Origin of the sequence: Paenibacillus sp. FSL H8-0122 (assembly GCF_038005345.1) — a bacterium.
Taxonomy (GTDB): domain Bacteria; phylum Bacillota; class Bacilli; order Paenibacillales; family Paenibacillaceae; genus Paenibacillus_AQ.
In genome coordinates this window covers 568,724-592,077 of record NZ_JBBOTB010000001.1, presented here as the reverse complement: position 1 = coordinate 592,077, position 23,354 = coordinate 568,724, and the positions used below count along the sequence as shown (strand labels likewise).

General features: G+C 57.0%; 19 protein-coding genes and 1 riboswitch. Of the genes, 2 read left to right on the top strand and 17 right to left on the bottom strand.

Annotated features, from left to right (window positions below):
- Nucleotides 1–31 precede the first annotated feature (31 nt).
- The 3 genes from NSS64_RS02675 to NSS64_RS02665 form a co-directional block, all read right to left on the bottom strand.
- Nucleotides 32–1,567 (bottom strand): glycosyltransferase family 4 protein, encoded by a 1,536-nt coding sequence (locus NSS64_RS02675; RefSeq protein WP_341139123.1) that lies wholly within the window; start codon nt 1,565–1,567, stop codon nt 32–34.
- A gap of 195 nt (nt 1,568–1,762) precedes the next feature.
- A complete protein-coding gene (locus NSS64_RS02670; RefSeq protein WP_341139122.1) occupies nt 1,763–2,896 on the bottom strand; it encodes a CgeB family protein in 1,134 nt (377 codons plus the stop codon).
- Nucleotides 2,897–2,928: 32 nt separating this feature from the next.
- Nucleotides 2,929–4,026 carry a CgeB family protein gene (locus NSS64_RS02665; protein WP_445322032.1) on the bottom strand — a complete coding sequence of 366 codons (1,098 nt, stop codon included), beginning with the start codon at nt 4,024–4,026 and terminating at the stop codon, nt 2,929–2,931.
- A gap of 443 nt (nt 4,027–4,469) precedes the next feature.
- Between NSS64_RS02665 and NSS64_RS02660 the strand changes: the two genes are divergently transcribed.
- The gene (locus NSS64_RS02660) at nt 4,470–5,231 is read left to right on the top strand and encodes an AAA family ATPase (RefSeq protein ID WP_445667769.1); all 762 of its coding nucleotides are present in this window, start codon (nt 4,470–4,472) and stop codon (nt 5,229–5,231) included.
- Between the two features lie 67 nt (nt 5,232–5,298).
- Here NSS64_RS02660 and NSS64_RS02655 read toward each other — a convergent pair whose 3' ends face one another.
- The 9 genes from NSS64_RS02655 to NSS64_RS02615 form a co-directional block, all read right to left on the bottom strand.
- On the bottom strand, nt 5,299–5,472 hold the full coding sequence (locus tag NSS64_RS02655; RefSeq protein ID WP_340938395.1) for an aspartyl-phosphate phosphatase Spo0E family protein: 174 nt from the start codon (nt 5,470–5,472) through the stop codon (nt 5,299–5,301).
- 116 nt (nt 5,473–5,588) lie between these two features.
- Nucleotides 5,589–7,001 (bottom strand): glycan biosynthesis hexose transferase WsfD, encoded by a 1,413-nt coding sequence (gene wsfD, locus NSS64_RS02650; RefSeq protein ID WP_341139121.1) that lies wholly within the window; start codon nt 6,999–7,001, stop codon nt 5,589–5,591.
- A gap of 9 nt (nt 7,002–7,010) precedes the next feature.
- Nucleotides 7,011–8,909, bottom strand: a complete 1,899-nt coding sequence (locus tag NSS64_RS02645; protein ID WP_341139120.1) for an LTA synthase family protein — start codon at nt 8,907–8,909, stop codon at nt 7,011–7,013.
- A 311-nt stretch (nt 8,910–9,220) separates the two neighbouring features.
- Nucleotides 9,221–10,558: a 5'-deoxyadenosine deaminase gene (locus NSS64_RS02640; protein WP_341139119.1), complete on the bottom strand. Its 1,338-nt coding sequence runs from the start codon at nt 10,556–10,558 to the stop codon at nt 9,221–9,223.
- 61 nt (nt 10,559–10,619) lie between these two features.
- A riboswitch (purine riboswitch) is annotated at nt 10,620–10,718 on the bottom strand.
- A gap of 156 nt (nt 10,719–10,874) precedes the next feature.
- Nucleotides 10,875–11,402, bottom strand: coding sequence for a GNAT family N-acetyltransferase (locus NSS64_RS02635; RefSeq protein ID WP_341139118.1), 528 nt, complete (start codon nt 11,400–11,402; stop codon nt 10,875–10,877).
- 189 nt (nt 11,403–11,591) lie between these two features.
- Nucleotides 11,592–11,984 carry a hypothetical protein gene (locus tag NSS64_RS02630; RefSeq protein ID WP_341139117.1) on the bottom strand — a complete coding sequence of 131 codons (393 nt, stop codon included), beginning with the start codon at nt 11,982–11,984 and terminating at the stop codon, nt 11,592–11,594.
- A 16-nt stretch (nt 11,985–12,000) separates the two neighbouring features.
- Nucleotides 12,001–12,288 (bottom strand): hypothetical protein, encoded by a 288-nt coding sequence (locus NSS64_RS02625; RefSeq protein ID WP_036701531.1) that lies wholly within the window; start codon nt 12,286–12,288, stop codon nt 12,001–12,003.
- On the bottom strand, nt 12,285–12,620 hold the full coding sequence (locus NSS64_RS02620) for a hypothetical protein (protein WP_036727122.1): 336 nt from the start codon (nt 12,618–12,620) through the stop codon (nt 12,285–12,287). Before NSS64_RS02620 ends, NSS64_RS02625 begins: the two co-directional genes overlap by 4 nt.
- A gap of 35 nt (nt 12,621–12,655) precedes the next feature.
- Nucleotides 12,656–12,949: a nucleoside-diphosphate sugar epimerase gene (locus NSS64_RS02615; protein WP_081751236.1), complete on the bottom strand. Its 294-nt coding sequence runs from the start codon at nt 12,947–12,949 to the stop codon at nt 12,656–12,658.
- A gap of 272 nt (nt 12,950–13,221) precedes the next feature.
- On the opposite strand from NSS64_RS02615, the gene NSS64_RS02610 reads away from it, so the two are divergent.
- The gene (locus tag NSS64_RS02610; RefSeq protein WP_341139116.1) at nt 13,222–13,746 is read left to right on the top strand and encodes a GNAT family N-acetyltransferase; all 525 of its coding nucleotides are present in this window, start codon (nt 13,222–13,224) and stop codon (nt 13,744–13,746) included.
- A 980-nt stretch (nt 13,747–14,726) separates the two neighbouring features.
- Here the strand turns inward: NSS64_RS02610 and NSS64_RS02605 are convergent.
- The 5 genes from NSS64_RS02605 to NSS64_RS02585 all read right to left on the bottom strand — a co-directional run bounded on the left by NSS64_RS02605 (nt 14,727) and on the right by NSS64_RS02585 (nt 23,341).
- Nucleotides 14,727–15,458: a sugar phosphate nucleotidyltransferase gene (locus NSS64_RS02605; RefSeq protein WP_339250824.1), complete on the bottom strand. Its 732-nt coding sequence runs from the start codon at nt 15,456–15,458 to the stop codon at nt 14,727–14,729.
- A gap of 47 nt (nt 15,459–15,505) precedes the next feature.
- Entirely contained in the window at nt 15,506–16,243 is a 738-nt protein-coding gene (locus NSS64_RS02600; RefSeq protein WP_341139115.1) for a glycosyltransferase family 2 protein, read from the bottom strand.
- Nucleotides 16,240–17,232: a glycosyltransferase family 2 protein gene (locus tag NSS64_RS02595; protein WP_341139114.1), complete on the bottom strand. Its 993-nt coding sequence runs from the start codon at nt 17,230–17,232 to the stop codon at nt 16,240–16,242. Before NSS64_RS02595 ends, NSS64_RS02600 begins: the two co-directional genes overlap by 4 nt.
- Nucleotides 17,229–18,074 carry a glycosyltransferase family 2 protein gene (locus tag NSS64_RS02590; RefSeq protein ID WP_341139113.1) on the bottom strand — a complete coding sequence of 282 codons (846 nt, stop codon included), beginning with the start codon at nt 18,072–18,074 and terminating at the stop codon, nt 17,229–17,231. Before NSS64_RS02590 ends, NSS64_RS02595 begins: the two co-directional genes overlap by 4 nt.
- Nucleotides 18,075–18,406: 332 nt before the next feature.
- Entirely contained in the window at nt 18,407–23,341 is a 4,935-nt protein-coding gene (locus NSS64_RS02585; protein WP_341139112.1) for a WIAG-tail domain, read from the bottom strand.
- Nucleotides 23,342–23,354: the final 13 nt, after the last annotated feature.

Here is a 23,354-nt window from a genome sequence, read left to right as displayed (position 1 = left end):
ATGGCCTGCCCTCAGGAACCGGGCAGGCTGCTCAGGATGCCTTACGCCGCCGCTTGCTCCGGCGGCTTCCGGCCTGGCCCGCGCGGCGCTTCTTGCCGCCGCTGGCCCGACGGCGCGCGGAGCCTGCCGCGCGCTTCTTACGGCGCGGGCGCGTCCCCGCCGCGCCGCTCCGGGACTTGGCGCGGCGCAGCCTGCCGCGCCGCAGCTTCGCGGCCCGCAGCCGTGCGGCGCGGCGCCCGGTCTTGCCCCGCGTCGGCTGTGCCGCGGGGGCGCTCTTCCCGCCCGCTGGCACAGCTGCGGGCGGGGCTTCCGGGCCGCCGATGAGCTGTGGCGGCTGGAGGCAGTAGCGGAGATGCCACCTCTCCGCTAAGCCTTGCAGCCGGGCGCGGTAAGCCGCCGGGCCGTAGACGGCCTCGATGCGCTCCCGCGCCTGCCGGCCAATGCCGGCCGCCATCGCCTGGTCGGCCAGCAGCGCGTTCACCCGCCCGGCCAGCGCATCCATGTCTCCCGCAGGCACTAGCAGCTCGCCGCAGCCTGCGGCGTCCAGAATCTCCCGCAGGCCGCCGGAATCATAAGCGACAACCGGCTTGCTGAAGGCATAGCCCTCCAGGGCCGTCATGCCGAAGCCTTCCCGGATCAGGCTGGGGACAACAAGCAGATCCATCGCGCAGTAAGCGGCCGGCAGACATTCTTCGTACCCGACAAACCGGAAGCGTGAGGTCAGACCCTCCAGCTTCACCTTGCGGACACAGCGCTCATAGTAGCTTTTATCCCCGGGAGTCCCCACTACAAGGTAGCGGGCAGCCGGATGCTGCTCATGCACCAGAACCGCCATCTTGACGAAATGCTCCAGCCCCTTCTCCTTATTAATGAAGGAAGAGACATAGCCGATCAGCGGGTCCCCCGGGGCGATCTTCAGCTCACTCCGCCGTTCCCCGCGCAGCTTGCTCCAGGCCTCGAACATCAAATCCGCGTCGCTCCATGACGGAGGAAGCTGGGTCACCTTGCTATCGCGGATCTCCTCGGGGAAGCACGCTGCCGCTGTCTGTGAAATCGCCAGAATCTCATCGCTGTTGTTGTGGATCAGCTCTACGCTGACCGGGGTGAACTCGTTGTCTGTAATGGTCTCCGAAATCTTCCAGATCACGGGTATGCCCATTGACTTCGCCGCGATTGGCGGCAGGGCATGCACACAGGTGCTGGTGATCACGAAGGACGGACGAAGCTCCGCAAGCCAGTGAGTCAGCTCATGATATTCCCGGCCCTCCTGCAGCTTGCGGATATCTGCCGGAAGACCGGCATAGGGAGTGTACACTCCATAGACCAGCGGAATAGACATCAGCCGGACTTGAAGGCCGTAGCTCCGGGCCAGCTGTGTCAGCTTCCCGTCCTGCGGGGCTACGAGGATACAATTGAAGTAAGGAGACAGCTCCCGGCTGAAGAATAACAGCAGCTTCTCCGCACCCGTAATACTGCGCGTGTTGGAGACATGGGAAAAGAGGACGATCGTCGCTTTGTCGGCCATGGTGTCTCGGCGCTCCCCTGCGAAGGGCTGTGGAGCAGCCATTCACCTCCTAATTTTGAATGCACACAATCTACTATCACTCAGCAGTGCTCCTGCTTGGGACGGGTATATTAGCTGACAGGCTAACATCTCTGCCCGGTACTCCAGTATATTGAGGGGGCACAGCTGCCGGCACGACACCTGTCCCCTGTGATACGCACATTTGCTGACAGCCTGTTCTACGATTGCCCTGCTGGCTTACCCGTAAATAATAGTGAGCAGCTGACTAAGACGTCTGGTATACGTATGATCCCTGAGCGTCCGCTCGAAGGCGCGGAGGGACATCTCCCGGCGTTCTTCCTCATGCGTCAGATAATACTGAATTTTGTCCATCAGCTCGCGAGAGCTGGAGAAGGTGTCGATCTCTTCGCCCACCTTGTAGAAGGAGCCGAGATCGTCACGGGCATCGCTGAGCTGCAGCGTGCCGCTGGCAGCAATCTCGAACGTACGCGGATTCGGCGATACGGCTGGAATATACAGTGCGTTGTTGTTGACTGCATCGTCAATGTGCGAGCGGTGAAGGTTAATCACAATCTTCGAGCCGCTGTAGGCTACAGCCGTCTCCTGGGGGGACATCCATTTACCGATCTCAATCCGGTCGCCATAGAGCGGCGCTTCCGGCAACCGGTCCCACCAGATTCCGTTAATGACCGTGTTATAGCTCATCAGCTCCGGCATAATATCGCGGAAGAAATTAATCCGGTTCCAGTAGGCAGACCCGATGAAGCTGACATCCCGGCTGAACGGCGAACGTCCGGTAGTCGGACGGTAATGCTCACGGTGTGCGGCAAAGGGCAGATAGTGGACCTCCGTGCAGCCAAGGCCGCGGTAGATCTCTACGCAATTACGCTCCAGTGTGAATACATAGTCATAGTGAGCCACAATCTTCATTGTGAAATCGGTGTAATACGGATCATCGGTCAGCCAGATCGCGGTCTTAATGCCCTGGCCCCGCAGAATAGCCACCTGCTCCAGCGGTAAATCCAGACCATCCAGCACCAGCACGAGGTCGGGACGCTGGGCAGAAGCCAGCTCCACCAGATTCTGCCGCACATCAGTAATCGTGACCTGAACCGTTAACCGCTGCAGCGCGAAGAGCACGGCATCATCCAGCGGTGAATACGGATAGCCCTTGCCTGAAGCCACGTACATCACATGGATATTCCTTACCGGCTGCGGCTCCTCCGGGCGTCCGTCCAGAACGGCCAGACGTCCCCGCAGATATCCTTCGTCATAGCCTCCCTTGAAGCCGGTCAGACGTCCCCGCAGCTTCTCTTCCTCCGCAGGGGTTCTCGGCAACGGCGGGGCAGGCATAATAAATTCGTTGTTCATGAGTATTCGCTCCTTTTGATCCATAATGAAATTCACCCTCTTGAAGTAAGAACACCCAGTAAATGAGGCAGACGTGAAGTAAAGGTATGCCGGCGCAGCGTGGTCTGCAGTCCCCGCAGCGCATACTGCCGGCGCTCCTTGTCGTGCTTCAGGTAATAATCAATTTTGCGCTTCAGCTCATCGGCAGAAGCGAAGGTCTCCAGATCCCGGCCCGGCTTGTAGTGAATATCCAGATCCTGCCGGATATCGGTCAGCTGCATCGTCCCGCAGGCGCTGACCTCATAGGTCCGGGGATTAATGGAGAGGGACGGAAGCTGGAACGTATTCCGGTTATCCATCCCTCCCTCCCAGGGCCGGTGGATATTAATGACCAGCTTCGCGCCGCTGTAATAATTGGCTGTCTCCTCCGGCGGGATGAAGCCCTCCCGGATGTACGGGGACAGCTCCTCGAAGTGGGCCAGCCGCTCCCAGAACCCGCCGGCGATCAGCACCTTCTTTCCCCGCAGGAAGGGGACCAATTCATCGAACAGCTCCGTACGGTTGCGGAAGGCGTTGCCGATGAACACGACATCATAGTGATATTGCGGTCCGGTGTGGCGCGGGTAGAACATCTGGGGGTTGACGCACAGCGGAAGGTAATGCACAGACGCCGTCCCCAGCGAACGGTAGAATTCCACACAGCCCAGTTCATGCGTGAACACATAATCGTAATGCCGGCAGATGACGGATGTGTCCTCGGTGAAATAAGGATCATCCACAAACCAGATCGCCGCCGGGATACCCAGCTGTCTTATTGCCGTAATTTGTTCCAGATGATTCTCCGGAAATACATGCAGCCCGTTCATCACCAGCACCGCCTCAGGCAATTCGCGCGATGCCACCTCCAGCATAGTTTCCGGAGGACAGATGATCAGCTCGCTTACCAGCAGCCGCAGCGCTTCTGCGACTCCCGCATCGATGGCCTGAAACCCTTGGGGAACATACATCAGTTTTAACGGCTGGCGTTCTCCCACTTCAGGAGTATTCAGGCGCTTCACGGCTTCGCACAGGCCGAGATGGTACCCTTGCAGATAGCCATCCCGGTAATCCCGTGGAAGCCCGCCTCTCTTTTTTGTTTTCACGGCCTTCACCCTGCCCCGTTATATTCTCAAGACAGTAGTACTATATGCGGAGTCAGCATCCGCCTCATGGACATCTGTCTGTATCACGCCGAAATTGGCATATGCCCCCCGGTCTTTCGCCCGCTTGGCCCGAACCTCTACAGAATTCATCCACTCTTGTCCATGCAAGTGCATGCTCTGCACTCCGATGCTTACTCAAGTACTTTGCGGGGACCCCATAACAACCCCACAAAGTGAGGCCAGACTCTGAAGCTTACTCAAGTACTTTGCGGGGACCCCATAACAGCCCCACAAAGTGAGGCCACACTCTGAAGCTTACTCAAGTACTTTGCGGGGACCCCATAACAGCCCCACAAAGTGAGGCCACACTCTGAAGCTTACTCAAGTACTTTGCGGGGACCCCGGGAATCATCTACAATTAGAGGCATCACCTTTCGAGGAGGAATTGAGATATGAGTTCAATCTATGGTCCTATGCTGTATCTGCGCCATGTCGAGCTGCTGCGCGAGGCGGTCCCTTCCTTCGGAAGCTATCCGTTTCATCTGCCGGTGGTAAGAACCTTGGAACGGCTTGCTTTTCAGAAGCAGGTCACTTTTCTTGTAGGGGAGAACGGTAGCGGGAAGTCTACCTTGCTGGAGGGCCTTGCTGCTGCCTGGGGATTCAATCCGGAAGGAGGGACGCTGAATTTCTCATTCAATACCCATGCCTCCCATTCAAGCCTCTATGAATACCTGCGGATTGCCAGAGGCGTACGGCGGCCGAAGGACGGCTTTTTCCTGCGTGCGGAGAGCTATTACAACGTGGCTTCTTATATCGATGAGTTGGATGAAGAGCCGGACGCAGGCAATCTGATTAAAGACTCCTATGGAGGAAGCTCGCTGCATGAGCAGTCTCATGGAGAATCCTTCTTCTCTACGTTCGTTCACCGCTTCAGCGGACAGGGCCTTTATATCCTGGATGAGCCCGAGGCGGCCTTGTCTCCTGTACGGCAAATGTCTCTGCTGGCGCGGATGCATGAGCTGGCTGAGCAGAATTCCCAGTTCATCATCGCCACCCACTCCCCGATTCTGATGTCCTATCCGGGTGCGGAGATTCTCCTGCTGGAGGGAGAGAGCATTACGCCTGTTGCGCTGGAAGACACGGAGCATTATACGGTCACCCGCGCCTTCATGACCGACCGGCAGAAGATGCTCCGCGAGCTGCTGGGAGATTAAAAAAGACACCTCAAGGCGTTGAACGCCCGAGATGTCTCTTGAATTGGCATAGCTGCTCTGTATTTCTCTAATAAAGCTGATCATCCTTCTCCGTATTACAATCACTGTATTCGTTCAGAAGCGCATCCAGCTTCACCGATTGGCGGAGTACCCGGACATCCTGCATCCCGTACTCCAAGGCCAGTTTGTTCAGTTCCTGTCTTGCCTGTTCGATCTTATTCTTGTATTCGTCATTCCCCATAGCGGCCCCCTTATAGGATGAGGCTGTATCAAGCCATTTCCACTCTTTTACTAAAGTTCCAAACACATTGTATTCTATAATCCGCTAGGGGTCAATTAAGGGTTTGACATGATAAGTTATTTCAGCAGCTTCGTCAGCTTATGCAGCGTCCAGCCCAGCATCGCTACCGCCATCATATCGAAGCAGACATTGAACAGGAACAGATGCTTGCCGATATCCGCGCGCCCGTCACCGAGGATCGGAACCAGGAACGAGAATAGCCCGATCAGTCCCAGCAGCATCATCAGTTCTCCGGCAATCCGCCCTGCCGCCTCCCGCGTACGGAAGTATTGATAGAGCAGTCCGGCGTAATACACCAGGTAGAAAATCGCCAGGAACCCGAGGGAATGGGGCAGATGCTTGTTCTTGAGCTCGCTCCACCCGCTGTACATTCCCGCTACCGCGCCTGCAGGCTTGCCTTCGCTTTTCTCATAGCTTCCGAGATAGTAGGGACGGATGGACATGCTGTTAGCAGCCGCATACTTCATATTCTCTATTAACCGGCCGGGATGCTTCATATAAAAGAATAGCACATCCTTATGCGATACACGGTCATAGAAATCCGGGCCCAGCGATGGATCATCCTGCTTGATCGCCGTATCCCCCTGGAAATAATTCGTCCCCGCCAGTACCTCCAGCCGCTCCGGCAATCCCAGATCACGCAGATCCCCGCGAACATCCGGAGACTCATTCAGAATGCCGAAGAACACCGTCTGGTACAGGTTGATATGCTTAAGCTCCTTCGGCGCAGTCACATACAGGACCACTGATACCAGCGCCGTGGCCACCCCTAAGCTAAGCGCCAGCTTGCGCCAGCTGCCTGTTCCATTCAGCGTCCGCAGACGCAGGAAGATCAGCGCGAAGGCGAGGCCGACGGGGGCATTCTGGATTTTGGAGCAGACCAGAAATAGCACGGCAATGAAAAATAATACCAGCCCTTTCGAGGACGGCCGCTCCTGCCCGGTAAGCCTCAGACCCAGGGCGAATGTAAGCAGCATGAAGACCATTGACACGGGTTCACCGAACAGGGAGTTAAAATAAGCCAGATAGCCGATATCGTAGAATACAAACAGCATTCCCGCACCCAGCAGCAGACCTGTGGCATAGGAGCTCTTCGCGCCCAGCTTGACGATCATCCACGTGGCAGCCAGCAGCAGCACTGCATATACAACTGCCAGAAGACGGATATCGAAGTAGCTGCCGTGAAATAAACCCGCAAGCAGCCTTGGCACCAGCACCAGCAAAATTTGCGAGGAGGGGTAGAAGCCCTTGAACAGATCATCATAAGCAAACTTAGAATGACTGTAGCTGAAGAAGCGGTCGGCATAGTCCTCCCCGGCATCAAAATAATTCAGTCCGACCGTATTCATCATCCGCAGGAAATCGCCGTTATCGGCAACGCCTGTGAAGGGCCGCACGAACAGCAGATAGAGGATCAGCACAGCGCCGGCCAGCGAGATGAGGTACTCGGGTTTCCATAGTCTTTTCATAAAATCCTCCTAACGCTGCGGAAGCAGCTTCACATATTCATCAGATAAGCCCATCAGCTTCAGGATATAGTCGTAATCGCTCTGATAGGCACTGAAATCCTTCACCGGCTCATGCGTATCCAGCGAGACCGCCTCACCGTCCGAGAAGCTCTTACCGGGCACAAACAACACTTCATCATTAAAAAACGAGCCTGTCGGCAAATAATAGCGCATGCCCACCACGTTGCGGTCCACATTCAGCAAATCATGCCCGAACGCCGTGAACTCTTCGTCCTTCAGCGATACCCCGAGCAGATTGGCTACCGTCGGCAGCACATCCAGCTGTCCGCCGGTCCGCTCCACAACCTGTCCCTGCTTCATACCGGGCACGTGGATCACGAGCGGAATGTTGAACCGGCTGATCCGGTCATCATACTTGATGCCCAGCGCGTCCTCCACCTGCTCCGCCGGGACGTCCTTCGGCTGCAGGCCGAAATGGTCACCGTACAGCACCAGCACAGTATCCTCCCACATCCCCTGCTGCTTCAATCCGTCAATCAGCGTGCCTATCGCATAATCCGTATAGTTCACCGCGCTCAGATAATCGCCCAGCATCGTGCCCTGAAGCTTGTCCGGTACCTGAATACGACGGAAGCTGTCCGGCACCTTGAACGGATGATGGCTGGAGGCTGTCACCAGCTGGGCGTAGAAAGGCGTTCCCTTCTGATGCAGCACCGACAGCTTCTCCACGGCAGTAGCATAGAGCTGCTCATCGGAAGCCCCGAACGAATTGAAATGGTCATTCTTGAAGGAATCTTTGTCATAGTAGCCGTTGAAGCCAAGCGCCGGATACAGCTCATTCCGGTTCCAGAAGCCCACCTTATTCACATGGAACGTGTACGCCTCATACCCCTTATCCCGCAAAAGCCGCGGCAGTCCCGGCAGCTCCCGGTCCCCGAAGCCTGTGGACATGGCAAGCGAAGCGATCGGATAAATCGAGGTGTTACTCATAAATTCCGCATCCGAGGTATTGCCCGGACCTACCTGCTGGTACACATGCGGGAAGTAGAAGCCCTCTGCGGCCAGTCCATTCAGCACCGGAGTCAGCTCCTGACCCTCCAGTGACTGATGCAGCGGGAAATTCTGGAACGCCTCCAGTTGGATGATGATGACGTTTTTCCCTTTTTGCGATCCGAAATGCTCTGGCAGTCCGCTTGTCACAGCCTTGTATGGATAGGTAGCCTCCAGTGCCTGCACCTTGGCTATCGTCTCCTGAATATCACCGGTCCCGATGAGGCCGTTATCCTCCCGGGCCTTGATCGCTGCCACCACCTCATAATTCAGGAATCCGGCCGTCTCCGCCTGGACCAGCTCATTGGTAATTCCCCGGGCCGAATGAATCGAATACGCCGACAGCGAGCCGCCTCCAATGATTGCCACCAGCAGCACCACCAGATAGATGCTCCGGGTTCTGCGAGCAGGCTGGCTGACTCGCTGCCACCGTGCAGGCCCCCTCTTCCATCTGCGGAACAGCGAATAGACCATCACTATGATTAGATCGGCAAAAAACAGATAATCGACCCACTCAATCGTAGATTCCACACTCTCTTTGACCTGAAACACCTGGTTCAGCTCATAGAGCGCCAGATAGGTAGGCACCGATCCGAAGTGATTGAAGTACACACTGGCCGCGAAGAGCAGCAGCGACAATAGCCCATTGAAGCTCCAGAAGACCCCTTTTCTCATCCGCCGGGGCGAAATTATAGCCAGCACACCGAGCAGCAGGAGTACCGGCGCCAGATCCGCAGCGATCCACTCCCAGGCAATCCGGTCAAAGAACAGCCCTCTCAGCAGCAGCAGCTTCAGCCACAGCAGTCCCGCCACGATATAGAAATGAGCCTGCGCAGACGCAGGTTTGCCCTCTCTCATTGCAATCCCCTCTTACTCTCTTCATTAATAGTGGTGTAAAAACAATTCCTTATTTCTGTAAAAAGCTCACGTTGCTCTAGTATAGCAATACTTGTAGAGGGAATCAAAAGAGGGCCACCCTATTAAACAACTGAGCGGGAGAAAAGGTTCATTATGGTTATTATCAATATCCGGACAAAAAAAAGCAGAGGCGCAAAGTCCCCTGCAAGTCTACAGTTTGAATCTAAGATGCTTCTGGGCCAGGCCGCAATCATGCCTCCGGTCACTATAGTCAGTTTGACTGGAACAACTGGCGTTGGAGCTCCTATCGCTCAGGATAGCCGCGCGCTGCCCAGCAGTCTTTTAATGGAAAGGTTCGCTTCATGAAGCACGACTTCCTTGTCGATGGTCTTCAGCAGCCCTGTGTGCATGAGAATCTCACCGTCAACCATCGTTGTCTCCACATCGGCACGGGTGGCCGAGTAGACAATCCGCGAGATCGGGTCCACATCATAGGAGGGGAAGGTATGGAAATTATAGAGATTAAGGATAGCCAGATCTGCCTTCTTGCCTACCTCGATGCTGCCAATCTGATCCTCCATCCCCACTGCCTTCGCGCCCCCGATGGTCGCCATCCGAAAGACGCTCCGGGCATCCATCGTAACCGGGCCATGCGCGGGCTTCTGGATGACTGCTGCCAGACGCATCTCGTTGAACATATCCAGGTTATTGTTGCAGGGGGCGCCGTCTGCACCCAGGCTGAGGTGAATATGGTCATGTAACATACCAGGCGTATCGGCAATGCCGGAGGCCAGCTTGAGGTTCGAGCCCGGGCAGTGGCTGACATGAACACCGCGCTCCCGCAGAATCCGCTTTTCCTGCTCATCCAGCCAGACACAGTGAGCCAGAATCAGACGTTCGTTAGCCAGCCCCAGGTGATCCAGATAGACGACATTGCGCATACCGGTCATCGCCTGCACAAGCTCGATCTCGCCCAGATTCTCAGAAGCATGGGTATGCACCTTCACCCCGTAACGGGCCGAGAGACTCTGCACCTCCCGCAGCAGCGGCTCCGTACAAGAAATGACAAACCGCGGAGAAAAAGCATACTGAATCCGGCCATTCGCATATCCGTTCCATTTCTCCAGCAGATCCACACTCTCCTGCAGCGAAGCCGCCGTCTCCTCCTGCAGAGCCGCCGGTGCCTCAGGGTTCTTCCGGTCCATCATGACCTTCCCTGACAAGGCGCGGATACCGCTCTTCGCAATCGCCTGGAAGGCATAATCCGTATGATGTACCGTCTCCATATCCACGATGGTCGTTGTGCCGCTGGTGATTAATTCCCCAATGCCGAGCATGGCAGAATAGTACAGTGACTCCTCGTCATGTGCCGCCTCCAGCGGCCAGATCCGCTTGCGCAGCCAGTCCATCAGCTCCAGATCATCCCCTTTGCCGCGGAACAGCGTCTGGCACAGATGAATATGCGTCTGGATGAAGCCGGGAATAACCGTCCGGTTCTTAGCGTCTATGACAAGCTCATCCCCAATCCCTTCAAGACCGGTGCCGATTTCCACAATCAGATCGCCCTTGATACGTATATCGCCATATATAATGTCCTCCTGCTTGTTCATCGTAATAATCTCCGCATGCTTGATCAGGATATTCGCCATTGTCTTTTCCCCCTAGTCTTGTTGATGTCCGGCTGCCTGTAACACAAAAAGGCCACAAAAATATGCCTCAGCATATTTTCGTAGCCAGAAATTTACGGTTCCCGGTAGAGACCCTTAAACCAATTATTAAGGATATACGAAAAGGACTATTCCATTGCTTATGAATAATCCCATCATAGTCCAAAGACAACTTACCTGTCAATAAGAGTTATTAAAGTTAACACAAACATTCAATAAAGTGAGTTCAGGGCATAAGTAAACATTTTAATCACAGAAATTCAGCCTTCAATGTAATGTTAACTCACTTAAAAAGAAATCATCTCTCCATATTATCTGGCAGCACCTTCTCAAACACCGGAAAAGCAGCGGTACGGCCGGGAAAACAAATCTCGCCTCTCTGCGAATATCCGAGCGAAGGATACAGCTTAAGCACCCTGTCATTCTTCGCATATGTATCAAGCCGGATGCTTCTATAGCCGCTGCTGCGGGCGAATTCCTCAGCAAAGGCGATCAGCCGCCGGGCAATCCCCCTGCCCTGAATCTCGGGATGTACCGCAAGCCGGTGCATGATCAGATGCGGCCCCTGCTGCTGTTCCCATTCAATGCCTGCATACTGCTCCGCCTGGTTCTCATCCAGCACAAGAATCCCGGCAATCGCCTCATTCTCCAGGCAGACAAATAAGGTTCCCTTACCGATATCTTCACTAATGACTTCTCGGTTAGGGTACCCTTCATCCCATTGATCGCTTCCGCCTGCCTGCATAACTTGTACACATTTGGCAATCAGATCCATGATCTCCTGGATTTCCTCACTCCGCGCTCTTCGTATCTCATTCCCTATCATGTGTGTTCCCCGCTTTCCTGCCTGAATAGTGACCCCGGTAAAGATTCTGTTAAGAAGTCTACCATATCCGGCCGGAAATTCCGAGAGCCCGTCTTATCCCAAAGTTCCCCATGTGCTATAGGGGCGGCGCAATATGCGCCAGCCCCTATATAACCGCAGCCCTGGTCCGCTGCTGTTCCTGCGGCTCTGTCAGCCAAGCTCCAGCTTATGCCCGTCCTCGAAGCCCTTGGCGAAACCGGCGTCGAACCCCACGTTGTATGCTTCGGTGTAGCCCTGCTGATAGGCGTCTCCCGGCGGCAGTTCCGGCGGGACGCCCAGATCCGGGGGGAGCGGAATCACCTGCGGCACCAATGGTGTTTCGATTGCCGGTATGACCTGCACAGCGCGCACCCTGCGCAACCGGCGGCGGAGCCTTCTTTTTTTGCGCAGCAGCAGGGATTTCCTCCCCAGCTTACCGGGCAGACCCTTGCGCGATTTGCGTCCGGGACCTTTGCGTATCCGTGTCTTCCGCGACAGCAGCGGTCTGCGTCTCTTGCCCTTGCCCGTGGAACCAAGCTTGCCCAGTCTCTTTCTCTTCATCATCTACGCCTCCTGTACTTCATCTACTTCTGGCGGTCCCCTCTGAGCAGACCTTGCTCAGCCAGGGGGCTGCAGGCACTCCTTCTTTGGGCTCATGCAGCGAAATACCGGATATCATCCGGCACATCGAACTCTGGTATCCGCTAAGAATCCTGATATTGTCGCTCAGCTTGCGGGCTGTCAGCTCCGATTGCCCCGTCACTTCAGCAATACTCTCGAGGATGGCTGCAAGCGCTGCCTGGCTGCGGGCGATCGAGCGGATCATCTCCAGCTTGACGGCATGTTCGGAGAGCAGCCCGCCGCTCATTTGCTGTCGTCCCCGAAGCTGAAGCCCTCGCCATCCCCGCCGAAATCGCCGCCCTCGTCTTCCCCGCTGCCCAGCACCGCCTTCAGGTTGCTGTACAGCCCGTTCTCCAGCTTCGTCAGCCCCTCTACCATTTCCACGATTACCTCGTGAATAGAGATGGATTCCTTCAACTGGTCTTCGTGGGAGTCGAACGCTCTAGCGTGGATGTGATGATGGGTCCACTGCTTCACTTTTTCCGCTTCCACCGCTTTGGCCTCGAGAATCATCGCGATGTTCCACTGGATGGCAGCGGTCGACTCCAGCATTTGCAGATATGCCTTTTCTCTGCTCATCCTCCGCCTCCTTGCTCAAGTTACACGACGTTTTTCTACTCTTCTTCCTGACCGTTTAATTCCTTGATTACCCTGCCTACTCCCTCAGCCATCGCCTCTTCGAGATCAGCAAGTGCATTGAGATAAGCAATGATATTTTTGTTGACTTGGCCTGAGCTTTCCACCAGCCCACTGAATCCGCCGAAATCAGGGTCCGCATCCGGCAGATCGTGAACTATTTGCGACATACGGACGGCTACGTGGCGTTCGGCGTCGAGAATCCGTGCCATTTGTTCGTGCGTATGGGCCATGTGCTGCAGGACTTTTGTAATTTTACTCTGCACCTTCATGTCTCCTTTGCTCAAACGCCCTGCTACAGCATATGCGGCATCCGCCTTGACGGTGCCGGAGAAGCGCCGCAAGTTGGGCTGGGACATGCCGCAAGATGACCATTAATTTCAACGTTCGAATCCCCGTGTCCGCTTCCGCTTCAAGGTAAGGAGAATGCTGCAAGCTGGAGCATATTGACAAGGAACAGGACGGCAGACTATGCTTGGCTGAAAATACTTCCTAATGGTGTATGTCCGCATCTATGTACCCGCATTAGAACTGGAGGCAATCTATGAAACTTACAGGTGAACACCTGGACCTATCTCCTCTAAGCGCATCCGAACTGGCTTTGGCCTTAGAGAATTACGCCGGGCTGGAGCAGGCGCTGGGCCTGAACGTGACGGCAACCGCAACCCTGCTGGACGATGAAGAGATGCGCTATGCGCTGCGGGTCAGGCATGCCAAGGTACTACAGGATGAAGAGAACTACTGCTGGCTGACCATGTGGGCCATCATCCACCGGGAGCAGCAGCAGCTCATCGGCTTCCTGATTCTCAAAGGCCGCCCGAACGAGCAAGGGGAGGTCATCGTTGGTTATGTCCTGGACGAGAGATACCGGGGCCAAGGCTATGCCACAGAAGCGCTGCGGCAGATCACCGCCTGGATCTTCAGCCATCCCGGCGCACGCTGGGTCACTGCAGATACCGAGAAGGACAACCTCGCCTCCCACCGTGTCCTGCAGCACCTGGATGCAGAGCTGTACCGCGAGACCGAGGATTTGTTCTGGTGGCGTATCGCCCGGCCAGCCAGTGACTGATGGTGATGAGCTGAAGACGTTAAGCTGAGGGCGTTGAGCTGAAGGTTGCTAGCTGGGGCGATATGCTGCGAACGATATGCTGCGAACGATATGCTGGTGGCTGCATGCTTGGGCAATAAGTAGAGACGTTTAGCTGAGACTGCTAGCTGGTGACGATAAGTTGAAGACGTTAAGCTGAGGCTGTAAGCTGGCGGCGATGAGTTGAAGACGTTAAGCTGAGGCTGCATGCTGGCGGCGATGAGTTGAAGACGTTAAGCTGAGGCTGCATGCTGGCGGCGATGAGCTGGCTGCTGCACTGCCCATCGGGGCAGCTCGAACGACTTTGGATCCCTGCGCCCGCTGGCGGCGGGTTCAGGGGCATTTCTGCCCCTCATTTCCGCCCAACCCCGACTTTTGCCCAATTCAAGGGTATTAGTGCTCCTCATTTCCGGCCAACCCCGACTTTTGCTGGATTCAAGTGTATTTGTGCTCTTCATTTCCGCCGAACGCCAACTTTCTCCGGATTCAAGTGTATTTGTACACTTCATTCCAGCTTCCAGCCCACTTCCAGCGAATTCAGAGGGATTTATCCCTTTTATTCCAGCCGACAGCCCATCCCCGGAAAATTCAGAGGGATTTATCCCTTTTATTCCAGCCGCCAGCCCATTCCCGGCGAATTCAGAGGGATTTATCCCTTTTATTCCAGCCGCCAGCCCATTCCCGGCGAATTCAGAGGGATTTATCCCTTTAGTTACCTTTGACCACTCAAGTTTCCTACCATCCTCAATCTCTTCCTATGTAGACCAACTAATTACTATTCCCTTCCCCCTTCTCTCTACCTCGCCTTCCCCACCTCTCCGCCGCCCTACATTAATCGCCCCCACCCAGCGGAAACGGCTTTGCCGTCCTTTTAATGGACAGTACCGTTTCGGCGAGAAATAGAAGGATAAGTTATCGTGTGAAGCATATAATTTCTTCTATTTCCAAAAAAACGCCGCCCCTCAGGGCAGCGTATCTCTCAGCTTATCTCCGGCTTCGCGCAGAGACTGGAAGGTTCCCGCGTCACTCCACCAGCCTTGCAGCACATCGTAGCTCAGCTTGCGCTCGGCAGCATACAGGTTGTTCACATCGGTAATCTCCAGCTCGCCTCTTCTGGAAGGTGAAATCCGGCGGATGATATCGAATACTGCTTCATCGTACATATATATGCCTGTAACACAGAATTTTGTCTTCGGCTGCTCCGGCTTCTCTTCAATGTAAGCAATCAGGGAGGCATCGGCGCTGTCAAACACCGGAACCCCGTATCTGCGCGCATCCTCGACAGGCTTCAGGAGCACCTTCGCGGTCCCCGCCGGCTGCTGCAGATAACTCTTCACGTAAGGCTCCAGACTATCCTTGAACAGATTATCCCCCAGCAGCACGACAAACCGTTCTCCCGGCAGGATGAATCCTTCCGCCAGCTCCAGCGCTTCCGCGATGCCGCCTGCCGCCTCCTGGATTTTGTAAGTCAGCGATACGCCGAATTCCGCGCCGCTGCCCAAAAAGTCAGTGTACTGTCCTGCGGACTGTTTGCTGATGACCAGGAGAATATCGGTGATCCCCCCCTGGCGCAGCCGCTCAATCCCGTAGCACACCATAGGGTATTTGCCGACCGGAAGCAAATGTTTGTTCATCAGCCGGGTGAGCGGGTATAGCCTTGTTCCTGTTCCGCCAGCCAGTATGACTCCTTTCACTTACGTTCCTCCTCTTTCTCTACGTCTTTTACCTTCAGCCAGCGGCCTCAGATGAACTGCGACGGGTCCACTTGCCATTTCTCTATAAAAAACCTGCGGTTGCGCTCCACCAGCTCCTGCAATGAGGCGGAATAGACCTCCTTGAAGCTGGCGCTGCCTTCATGATGAACCAGGCAATCTCCGGCAATCAGCAGCCGGTATCCCTGCAGCCGGGCACGGTAGCAGTAATCGTCATCCTCATAATGGCCCGGCGAGAATCGTTCATCGAGCAGGCCGATCGCGTCCATAAGCTGTCTTTTGAATAAAAAGCACAGACCTACAAGCCTTCGGGTCTCCACCCACTTCGCTGCATCGGGAATATTGGCCCGGAGCGCCTCGGCATGGAAGCCTGCGATATCGGTATAGCCGGTCTGCACCTGCTGCCGTCCGCTGGCATAATTCGTCACCGGTCCGACAATTCCTATATCGGGGGCACTGTACAAGGCGCTCTTCAGATTATCCAGCCAGCCTTGCGACACAATGACGTCATTGTTCAGCAGCAGCAGCTCCTCCCCCGCAGCCAGCTGCAGCCCGATATTGCAGGCCAGCGGAAAACCGCGGTTCTCCGGGAGGGAAATGAACGTCAGCTTGCTGGCGCGGCAGTAGGCTTCGGTACCATCATTCGAGGCATTGTCCACTACAATAATCTCATAGGGGGACCGGGTATGCGCTCTGATCGATTCGACGCAGGAACGCAGCAGCCCAAGCCTGTTATACGTAGGAATAATAATGCTCGTCAGTGTCATAGCGCGTTCCTCCAGGCGGCAATCTGCCGGCGGTGCTCCAGCAAATTCTCGGCCGGCAGCTGCCCGCTGCTCTGTTGGTGGGCAATCACGCAGACCAGGGCTTCCGCGTGATCACCTGCAATCAGCTGCTCCATGGCATTGCCGGCTCCCGTGTTCCCCTGGCGCAGCCGGTTATGCTTGATCACATTCACTCCTCCGGCCTTCTCCACCCGCAGCCCGGCCATAATGGAGAGCGCCAGCGCCCGAGGCGGAACCATCAGCTCGCGGTAGCCGATTCTCTCCAGCGCCCGGCGGGATAAGGCATGCGGAACCGCCGTCATGGAGCTTGCTCCAAGTTCAGGGCGTCCCAGAACCTGATTCAGGTAGAGCTTGCAGCGGGTAACCGCATCACTTAGCCCGAAGGGGGGCAGGAGCGGATCAAGGTCATTGAGCGCCACATCCACCCCCCGGTCCACCGCAGCCACAAAAGAAGACAGCTGCCCGGCGGAGATCACCATATCCCCGTCTAGAAACAACAGGATATCTCCCCGGCTGAGCTTGGCGCCAAGAGAACGCCCTACATCATGTCCGGCAGATTCCGGAATGTACACTATACTCGCCTGAGCGCATAGCCGGGTCCGCTGAAAGCTGCGGTCATTACATCCATTGAGCACAACAATAATTTCTTGCGGCTTCAGGCGTTCCACCTGCTCCAACAGCTTCGGCAACGTCTGCTCCTCATTCCTGGCCGAGATAATTACCGACAGCGAACCCTGCGATGCCGGCAGGGACAGATCCCTCCGCCCGGAAGCGGTCTTCCGCTTGGAGCGGGAGAGGCCAGGGCCCGCCGCCGCAGGCTTGTTGCGGCGCTTCGCGGACCGCCGCTTAGCCGCGCCTCCACGCACTACTGCGCTGCGTCTGGCGGCGCGCCCTGTAGAGCTGCTACTTCCAGGCGCAGTACGCCCCGCTGAAGACCGGCCGCTGACGGATACTTCCCGCGCTCCCATCATCTCACCATCTCCCTTCGCCGGATGCCGTCCCCGAAGCCTGCCCGGCCGCCCTTGCGTTCCAGCACCATTGCTACGGCATCCAGGTGGTCTCTGAGGATAGCCTCCTGCAGAAGATCACTGCCGCTGTGCTTCCGGCGGACCGCATTCATCCTGCCCACAGGCACGTTATGCACTGCCTTCACCACCAGGCCCTCCAGCACCGCCTGCGCATGTGCGAGCGGCGGCCTCGACAGCAGACTGCTGCCCAGGACATCCAGCGCCCTGCGGCTAATCGCATGAGGAACGGCAGTCAAGGAGCAGCCCTTCAGCTCAGACCTTCCGAGCAGAAGATTCAGCACATGCTTGGATAACACCACCGGATGCGGAAATCTGCTGCGGACCGGGCCGGAATAATCATTCAAGGCCAGATCCGCTCCGCCGCTGACCGCGGTCACGAAGGGACGCAGCTGCGGGGCGGGGATCACCAGATCCCCGTCCGTGAACAGCAGAACCGCTCCCTTCGCCGCCGCCGCGCCTACGCTTCGCCCGACATCGTGTCCGAGCGGCTGTTCATACACAATTACGTGAGCTCCGCAGGAGCGCGCAATATCTGCGGTCTGATCCGCAGAACCGTTAACAATCACAATAACCTCACAGCGGGGATGAACGCCTCTGGCTCCGGCAATCACTGCGGCAATCGTCGCCGCCTCATTCATGGCCGGAATAATAACCGACACCTCAGGCTGCGGATGATTCACCGCAGGCGGCAGTGCAGCAGGCCGTACCGGCCTTGCCACCGGCCGCCGTGCTGTCCGGGTTGCCCGCCGCCCCGTGCGGCGGGCAGATGCTCCTTTTCTTTTCATGCTCATCCACCTTCCTTCACAGGGCTGCTCCCGGGCTGAGGGTTACACCATAGTCTATGTATCCCGCCACCCCCGGTAACGGCAAGTGTCTCCCTGAGCGCAGATAATTGGACAAATGCCGCTATGCGCCTCCGCCCGGCTGCCTTGCTTGTCCAATCAGCAGATTCATTCCGCCACCCACCCCGGAAGAAATCGAAGGGAACCAGCTATCTCAGCAGCAAGCAATAGTAGGATAATGTATAGCGTCATGCCTATAAATGCTGGCGTAATCATGCACAAAAGGCGCAACCCACGGCTGCGCCCCATGTACAATCTATTGTGCCCTGGATCAATTAATCAAAAGCACGATGCTCCACAGCAGGTTTGACCAGCGGAGTGCCGAGCGCAATCCACGACAGCACGCCATAGAAATGCTGGGTCTCGCGCAGCCGTACCACCTCAATCGTCGCTCCTCCGCCCGTTCTGTTCTTAAGCGAGGCATGGAAGTACGGCTGGTTAGCCATGGCAACCAGCACATAGCCGGTATGGCCGAAGCTCTCGTCAAAAGAAACCGTCACCTCCACACTCTCCGCCTCACCATTGAACATGAACGCCGTCATCCCGAACTGCTGCAAAACATCGCGATTCCCGACACTCTGCACCGGATGGAAGGACAGATGCTCCGCATTGACTGATCCGGGCGCCAGATGATCCCCGTTCACTGCACCCTGAGCAATATGATGGCTCTGGATGCTGTCTTCTTCCAGATGCCGGGACTGGACGGCAAAGGGAGCGATTTTGGCAGCCTTCACCGCCTCATCCTGCAGTTCAGAGCTTCCTACCGCACCTTCAGCCAGATGGCCGGTGCCGACGCTGTGAATCGCAAGCTTCGCTCCGTTCACACTATGGTCCGGGAGCAGCTCTGAGGTCAGCGCATCCCCGGCCAGATGCTCCAGGCCGATGCTGCCAGGACGGATATGGCGCCCGTCAACGATTCCGGGAGACAGATGGCCCCCGTAGATGCTGCCCGGAGCCAGATGATTAGGCCCCACCGCTCCTGGCGCCAGCTTGCTGCCGTCTATGCTGCCTTCTCCCAGCAGCTCAGAGGTCAGCGTGCCCTCGGCCAGATGCTCCCGCTGGATGCTGCCCGCACGCAGATGGCCGCTATCCACTGAATCAGGCGCCAGATGATCCCCGCTCACCGCACCCTGAGCAATGTGGTAGCTCTGCACGCTGTCCTCTTCAAGATGCCGGGACTGGATGGCGAAGGAAGCGATTTTGGAACCATCCACTGCCTCATCCTGAAGCTCTGAGCTTCCCACTGCGCCTTCCGCCAAATGCCTGGTTCCAATGCTGTGAGGAGCAACCTTCCCCCCTGTAATACTGCCGTCTTGCAATAGCTCGGAAGTCCGCGCATTCTCGGCCAGATGCTCCAGGCCAATGCTGCCGCCTCGGATATGACGCCCGTCAACGGTTCCGGGAGCCAGATGGCCTCCGTAGACACTGACCGGTGCCAGATGGTTAGATCCGACAGCTCCTTGCGCCAGCTTGCTTCCGTCTATGCTGCCTTCTCCCAGCAGCTCAGAAGTCAGCGTGCCCTCGGCCAGATGCTCCCGCTGGATGCTGCCCGCACGCAGATGGCTGCTATCCACTGAATCAGGCGCCAGATGATCTCTGTTCACTGCACCCTGAGCAATATGATGGCTCTGGATGCTGTCTTCTTCCAGATGCCGGGACTGGATGGCAAAGGAAGAGATTTTAGAGCCATCCACCGCTTCATCCTGAAGCTCGGAGCTTCCCACTGACCCTTCTGCCAGATGCCTGGTTCCAATGCTGTGAGGAGCAAGCTTCTCCCCTGTAATACTGCCGTCCTGCAAAAGCTCGGAGGTCCGGGCATCCTGAGACAGATGCTCCAGGCCGATGCTGCCTGGACGGATATGACAGCTATCCACGGCTTCAGGCGCCAGGTGACCTCCGTAGATGCTGCCGGAAGCCAAATGGATAGAGCCCACAGAACCTGCGGCCAGCTTGCTTCCACTAATACTGCCATCCGGCAGCAGCTCCGCACTTCTGGTTTCCTCCGCGAGATGCGCCAGCCGGATAATTCCAGGCCCCAAATGGCGATCCCGGATTACTCCGCCTGCAAGATGTTCTGCGTTCACGCTCTGCGGCTGGAGATGCTGCGAACCCACTGCGCCTTCAACCAGCTTGCTGCCACCTATACTGCCATCCGGCAGCAGCTCTGCACTTCTGGTTTCCTCCGCGAGATGCGCCAGCCGGATAATTCCTGAGCCCAAGTGATGCTCCTGGATGGCTCTACCGGCAAGATGCTCTGCGTCCACGCTCAGCGGCTGAAGATGCTGCGAATCCACTGCGCCTTCGGCCAGCTTGCTTCCACCTATACTGCCATCCGGCAGCAGGTCCGCACTTCTCGTTTCCTCTGCCAGATGCGCCAGCCGGATAATTCCTGAGCCCAAATGACGCTCTTGAATCACTCCGCCCGCAAGATGCTCTGCATCCACGCTCTGCGGCTGGAGATGCTGCGAATCCACTGCGCCTTCGGCCAGCTTGCTTCCGCCTATGCAGCCATCCGGCAGCAGGTCTGCGCCCCGCGTATCGGAAGCCAAATGACTGAGCTGAATGCTGCCGGCGCGGATATGCCGGCTGCTTACTGCATCCGCAGCCAGGTGGCCGCCATACACACTGCCTGCAGCCAAATGGAAGGCCCCTACCACTCCCGCCCCCAGCTTGCTGCCTGCGATGCTGCCATCCGGCAGAAGATCCGCGCTGCGCGTCTCTTTGGCCAGATGGGCCAGCGTAATCTCTCCGGCACCGATATGCCGGGCTTCCACCGCTCCCTGCGCCAAATGAACGGCCTGAACACTCGCTTCAGCCAAGTGAACCGACTCTACAGCACCCGCTGCCAGCTTCTGCGCGCCAATGCTTCCGTCGGGCAGTAGGTCCGCACTGCGGACCTCATCTGCCAGATGCGCCAGGCTAATGCCGCCATCTGCGAGATGCCGCCCTTCCACTGAGGCCTCAGCCAGCTCGCTTCCGCCTACACTGCCAGGAGTGAGATGACGGGAAGCTACAGCCCCCTCGGCCAGCTTGGTGCCGCTGATGCTGCCATCCTGAATCTGGATCGATGAGACAGAGCTTGGAATAAGATGTCCGTTGCCGATCGACATCGGCCGGATATGTGCTCCGCCCACGCTGCCAGCCGCCAAATGTCTGCCTTGCACAGACGTATCCTTAAGCGAATCCGGGCCGACCGCGCCTGCCGACAGATGCTCAGTCTGCACTGCTGAGGCTGCCAGCTTCTCCGCGCTTACACTGCCGTCCGCCAGCTTAATTGAAGTGACGGCCAGATCACCGAGTTTATCCGTTGAGACACTCTCCGGCGATAGCTTCAGCGAAGTGACTGCATAGTCGGCCAAATGATGCGGCTGTACAATCGCAGCAGTGAGATGGGCCTCCTTGACGGCACCGGAGGACAGCTTATCTGCCGTTACCGAACCGGATTGCAGCGCGGATGAAGTCACACTGCTGTCTCCCAGATGCCGGCGTTCGATGGCGCCGGATGCCAGATGACTGGCGTCTACAGCCTCCTCCTGCAGCACCCGCCCGCTGATGCTGCCATCCGCCAGGTGCTTCTCCTCCACGGCGCAGACCGCAATATGCTCACCGCTGACCGCTTCTTTTGCCAGAATCGTCCCCCCGACCGCGCCCGTGGCCAGCTTGGCGGTAATGATGCTGCCGTCCGCCAGCTTGGCTGCAGTAATACTCTGGGGGCTAATATGTTCTCCTGTAACGGATTCATACCCCAGTTGTTCTTCCGTAACTGCTCCTTTGGCCAGATGGCCGGTCAGGACGGAATGCTCCTGCAGCTGGACTGAGCCTACAGACTCTGCGGCCAGATGAGAATGATCCACGGCCTCGCGCTGCAAATGTGCCGATGTGACAGCCTGCGCGGCAATCTGTGCGCTGCGCACGGCAGATTTCGCAATATGGCGCGTCATCACGGCTTCGTCAGCCAGCTTATGGGCCAGAATGCTCTGATCCGCAATTTTGGAAGAGGTAACCGCCTGCTCAATCAGCTGTGCAGTTCCTACCGCGCCGTCCGCCAGCTTCACAAAAGAAATGCTGCGGTCCGCCAGATGACGGCTGCCAACTTCACCTTCGGCAATATGGTCGGCATGGATGCTCTCCGGGTTAATGTGCTGGCTGCGGATAGCCTTCGCCGCGATCTGCCGGGACCCGGTTGCCCCGTCTGCGAGATGCCCGCTCTCAATAATACCGGGCTGCAGCTGCTCCTTGCCGATCAGGCGTGCCGCCAGCTGCTCCCGTCCAATGGCGCCCGGTGCCAGATGCTTGGCAGTAATGACGCCTTCCCCCACATGCCGGCTCTCGATCACCGCATCACCCAGCTTGACACCGCTGATCTCGCCATCGGCGATTTTGTCGGCAGACACCGCTTCGTCAGCCAGCTTAGAGCGGTCAATACTGCCGTTGCTGAGATGGCGGCTGTCAATGCTGCTGCTGAGAATCTTCTCACCAGTCACTGCCCCATCGTCCAGCAGCTCCGCTGTGATAATGAACTCACTGAGATGTCTGCTGCTAATGGCACCGTCGGCAATATGTCCTCCGCTGATCATCCGGTCTGCCAGCTTCTCCGGGCCGACGCTGCCATCCTTCAGCTTCTCGCCGCCGATGGAGTGATCCAGCAGCTTGCCCCCGCTGACACTGCTCTCCGCCAGATGCTCACCGGTAATGGACTCCGGCGCTATCTTCGAGGAGGTAACCGACCGGTCCGCAAGGTTGATGCTCTGCACCGCATAGTCCTGCAGCCAGGGTGTGCCGATGATGCCATGCTTTAGTCTGGACCCGTCAATGGTCCGTGGAGCAATCTTGGCACCGGTGACGGCGCCATCGGACAGATCATCGGTGTATACGGGCTGCAGGCGTTCTTTTTCCGGTGGAGCTGTTACCTCCGCTTCTGGCAGGGCAGCAGTGCCTTCCTGCTGGCGCCCCTCTTCCGTCACGGCTTCCTGTTTCCCCTCCGGTGCAAGCACAATCTGCTGGAGTGGCGCGGTCACTTCCAGCATCTCCACCCCGCTCACCTGCAGGGCAAGGTCTTCTCCCTCTGCCACTTCCGTCCATTCCAGTTCCTGGTTTTTTTGTGTTTTGGGACTGCTGTCTAGCATGCTAAGTTCAGTCGTATCGGGATTATCCACGTAATAGAGCGGTCTTTTGGAACTGCGCTGCTGTTTTCGTTTGGGACTCTTCACAAGCAGTCTCCTC

Coding starts and splice junctions, on each gene's coding strand:
- NSS64_RS02675 (WP_341139123.1), bottom strand. CDS start 1,567: ATGGCTGCTCCACAGCCCTTCGCAGGGGAGCGCCGAGACACCATGGCC.
- NSS64_RS02670 (WP_341139122.1), bottom strand. CDS start 2,896: ATGAACAACGAATTTATTATGCCTGCCCCGCCGTTGCCGAGAACCCCT.
- NSS64_RS02660 (WP_445667769.1), top strand. CDS start 4,470: ATGAGTTCAATCTATGGTCCTATGCTGTATCTGCGCCATGTCGAGCTG.
- NSS64_RS02655 (WP_340938395.1), bottom strand. CDS start 5,472: ATGGGGAATGACGAATACAAGAATAAGATCGAACAGGCAAGACAGGAA.
- wsfD (WP_341139121.1), bottom strand. CDS start 7,001: ATGAAAAGACTATGGAAACCCGAGTACCTCATCTCGCTGGCCGGCGCT.
- NSS64_RS02645 (WP_341139120.1), bottom strand. CDS start 8,909: ATGAGAGAGGGCAAACCTGCGTCTGCGCAGGCTCATTTCTATATCGTG.
- NSS64_RS02640 (WP_341139119.1), bottom strand. CDS start 10,558: ATGGCGAATATCCTGATCAAGCATGCGGAGATTATTACGATGAACAAG.
- NSS64_RS02635 (WP_341139118.1), bottom strand. CDS start 11,402: ATGATAGGGAATGAGATACGAAGAGCGCGGAGTGAGGAAATCCAGGAG.
- NSS64_RS02630 (WP_341139117.1), bottom strand. CDS start 11,984: ATGATGAAGAGAAAGAGACTGGGCAAGCTTGGTTCCACGGGCAAGGGC.
- NSS64_RS02625 (WP_036701531.1), bottom strand. CDS start 12,288: ATGAGCGGCGGGCTGCTCTCCGAACATGCCGTCAAGCTGGAGATGATC.
- NSS64_RS02620 (WP_036727122.1), bottom strand. CDS start 12,620: ATGAGCAGAGAAAAGGCATATCTGCAAATGCTGGAGTCGACCGCTGCC.
- NSS64_RS02615 (WP_081751236.1), bottom strand. CDS start 12,949: ATGAAGGTGCAGAGTAAAATTACAAAAGTCCTGCAGCACATGGCCCAT.
- NSS64_RS02610 (WP_341139116.1), top strand. CDS start 13,222: ATGAAACTTACAGGTGAACACCTGGACCTATCTCCTCTAAGCGCATCC.
- NSS64_RS02600 (WP_341139115.1), bottom strand. CDS start 16,243: ATGACACTGACGAGCATTATTATTCCTACGTATAACAGGCTTGGGCTG.
- NSS64_RS02595 (WP_341139114.1), bottom strand. CDS start 17,232: ATGATGGGAGCGCGGGAAGTATCCGTCAGCGGCCGGTCTTCAGCGGGG.
- NSS64_RS02590 (WP_341139113.1), bottom strand. CDS start 18,074: ATGAAAAGAAAAGGAGCATCTGCCCGCCGCACGGGGCGGCGGGCAACC.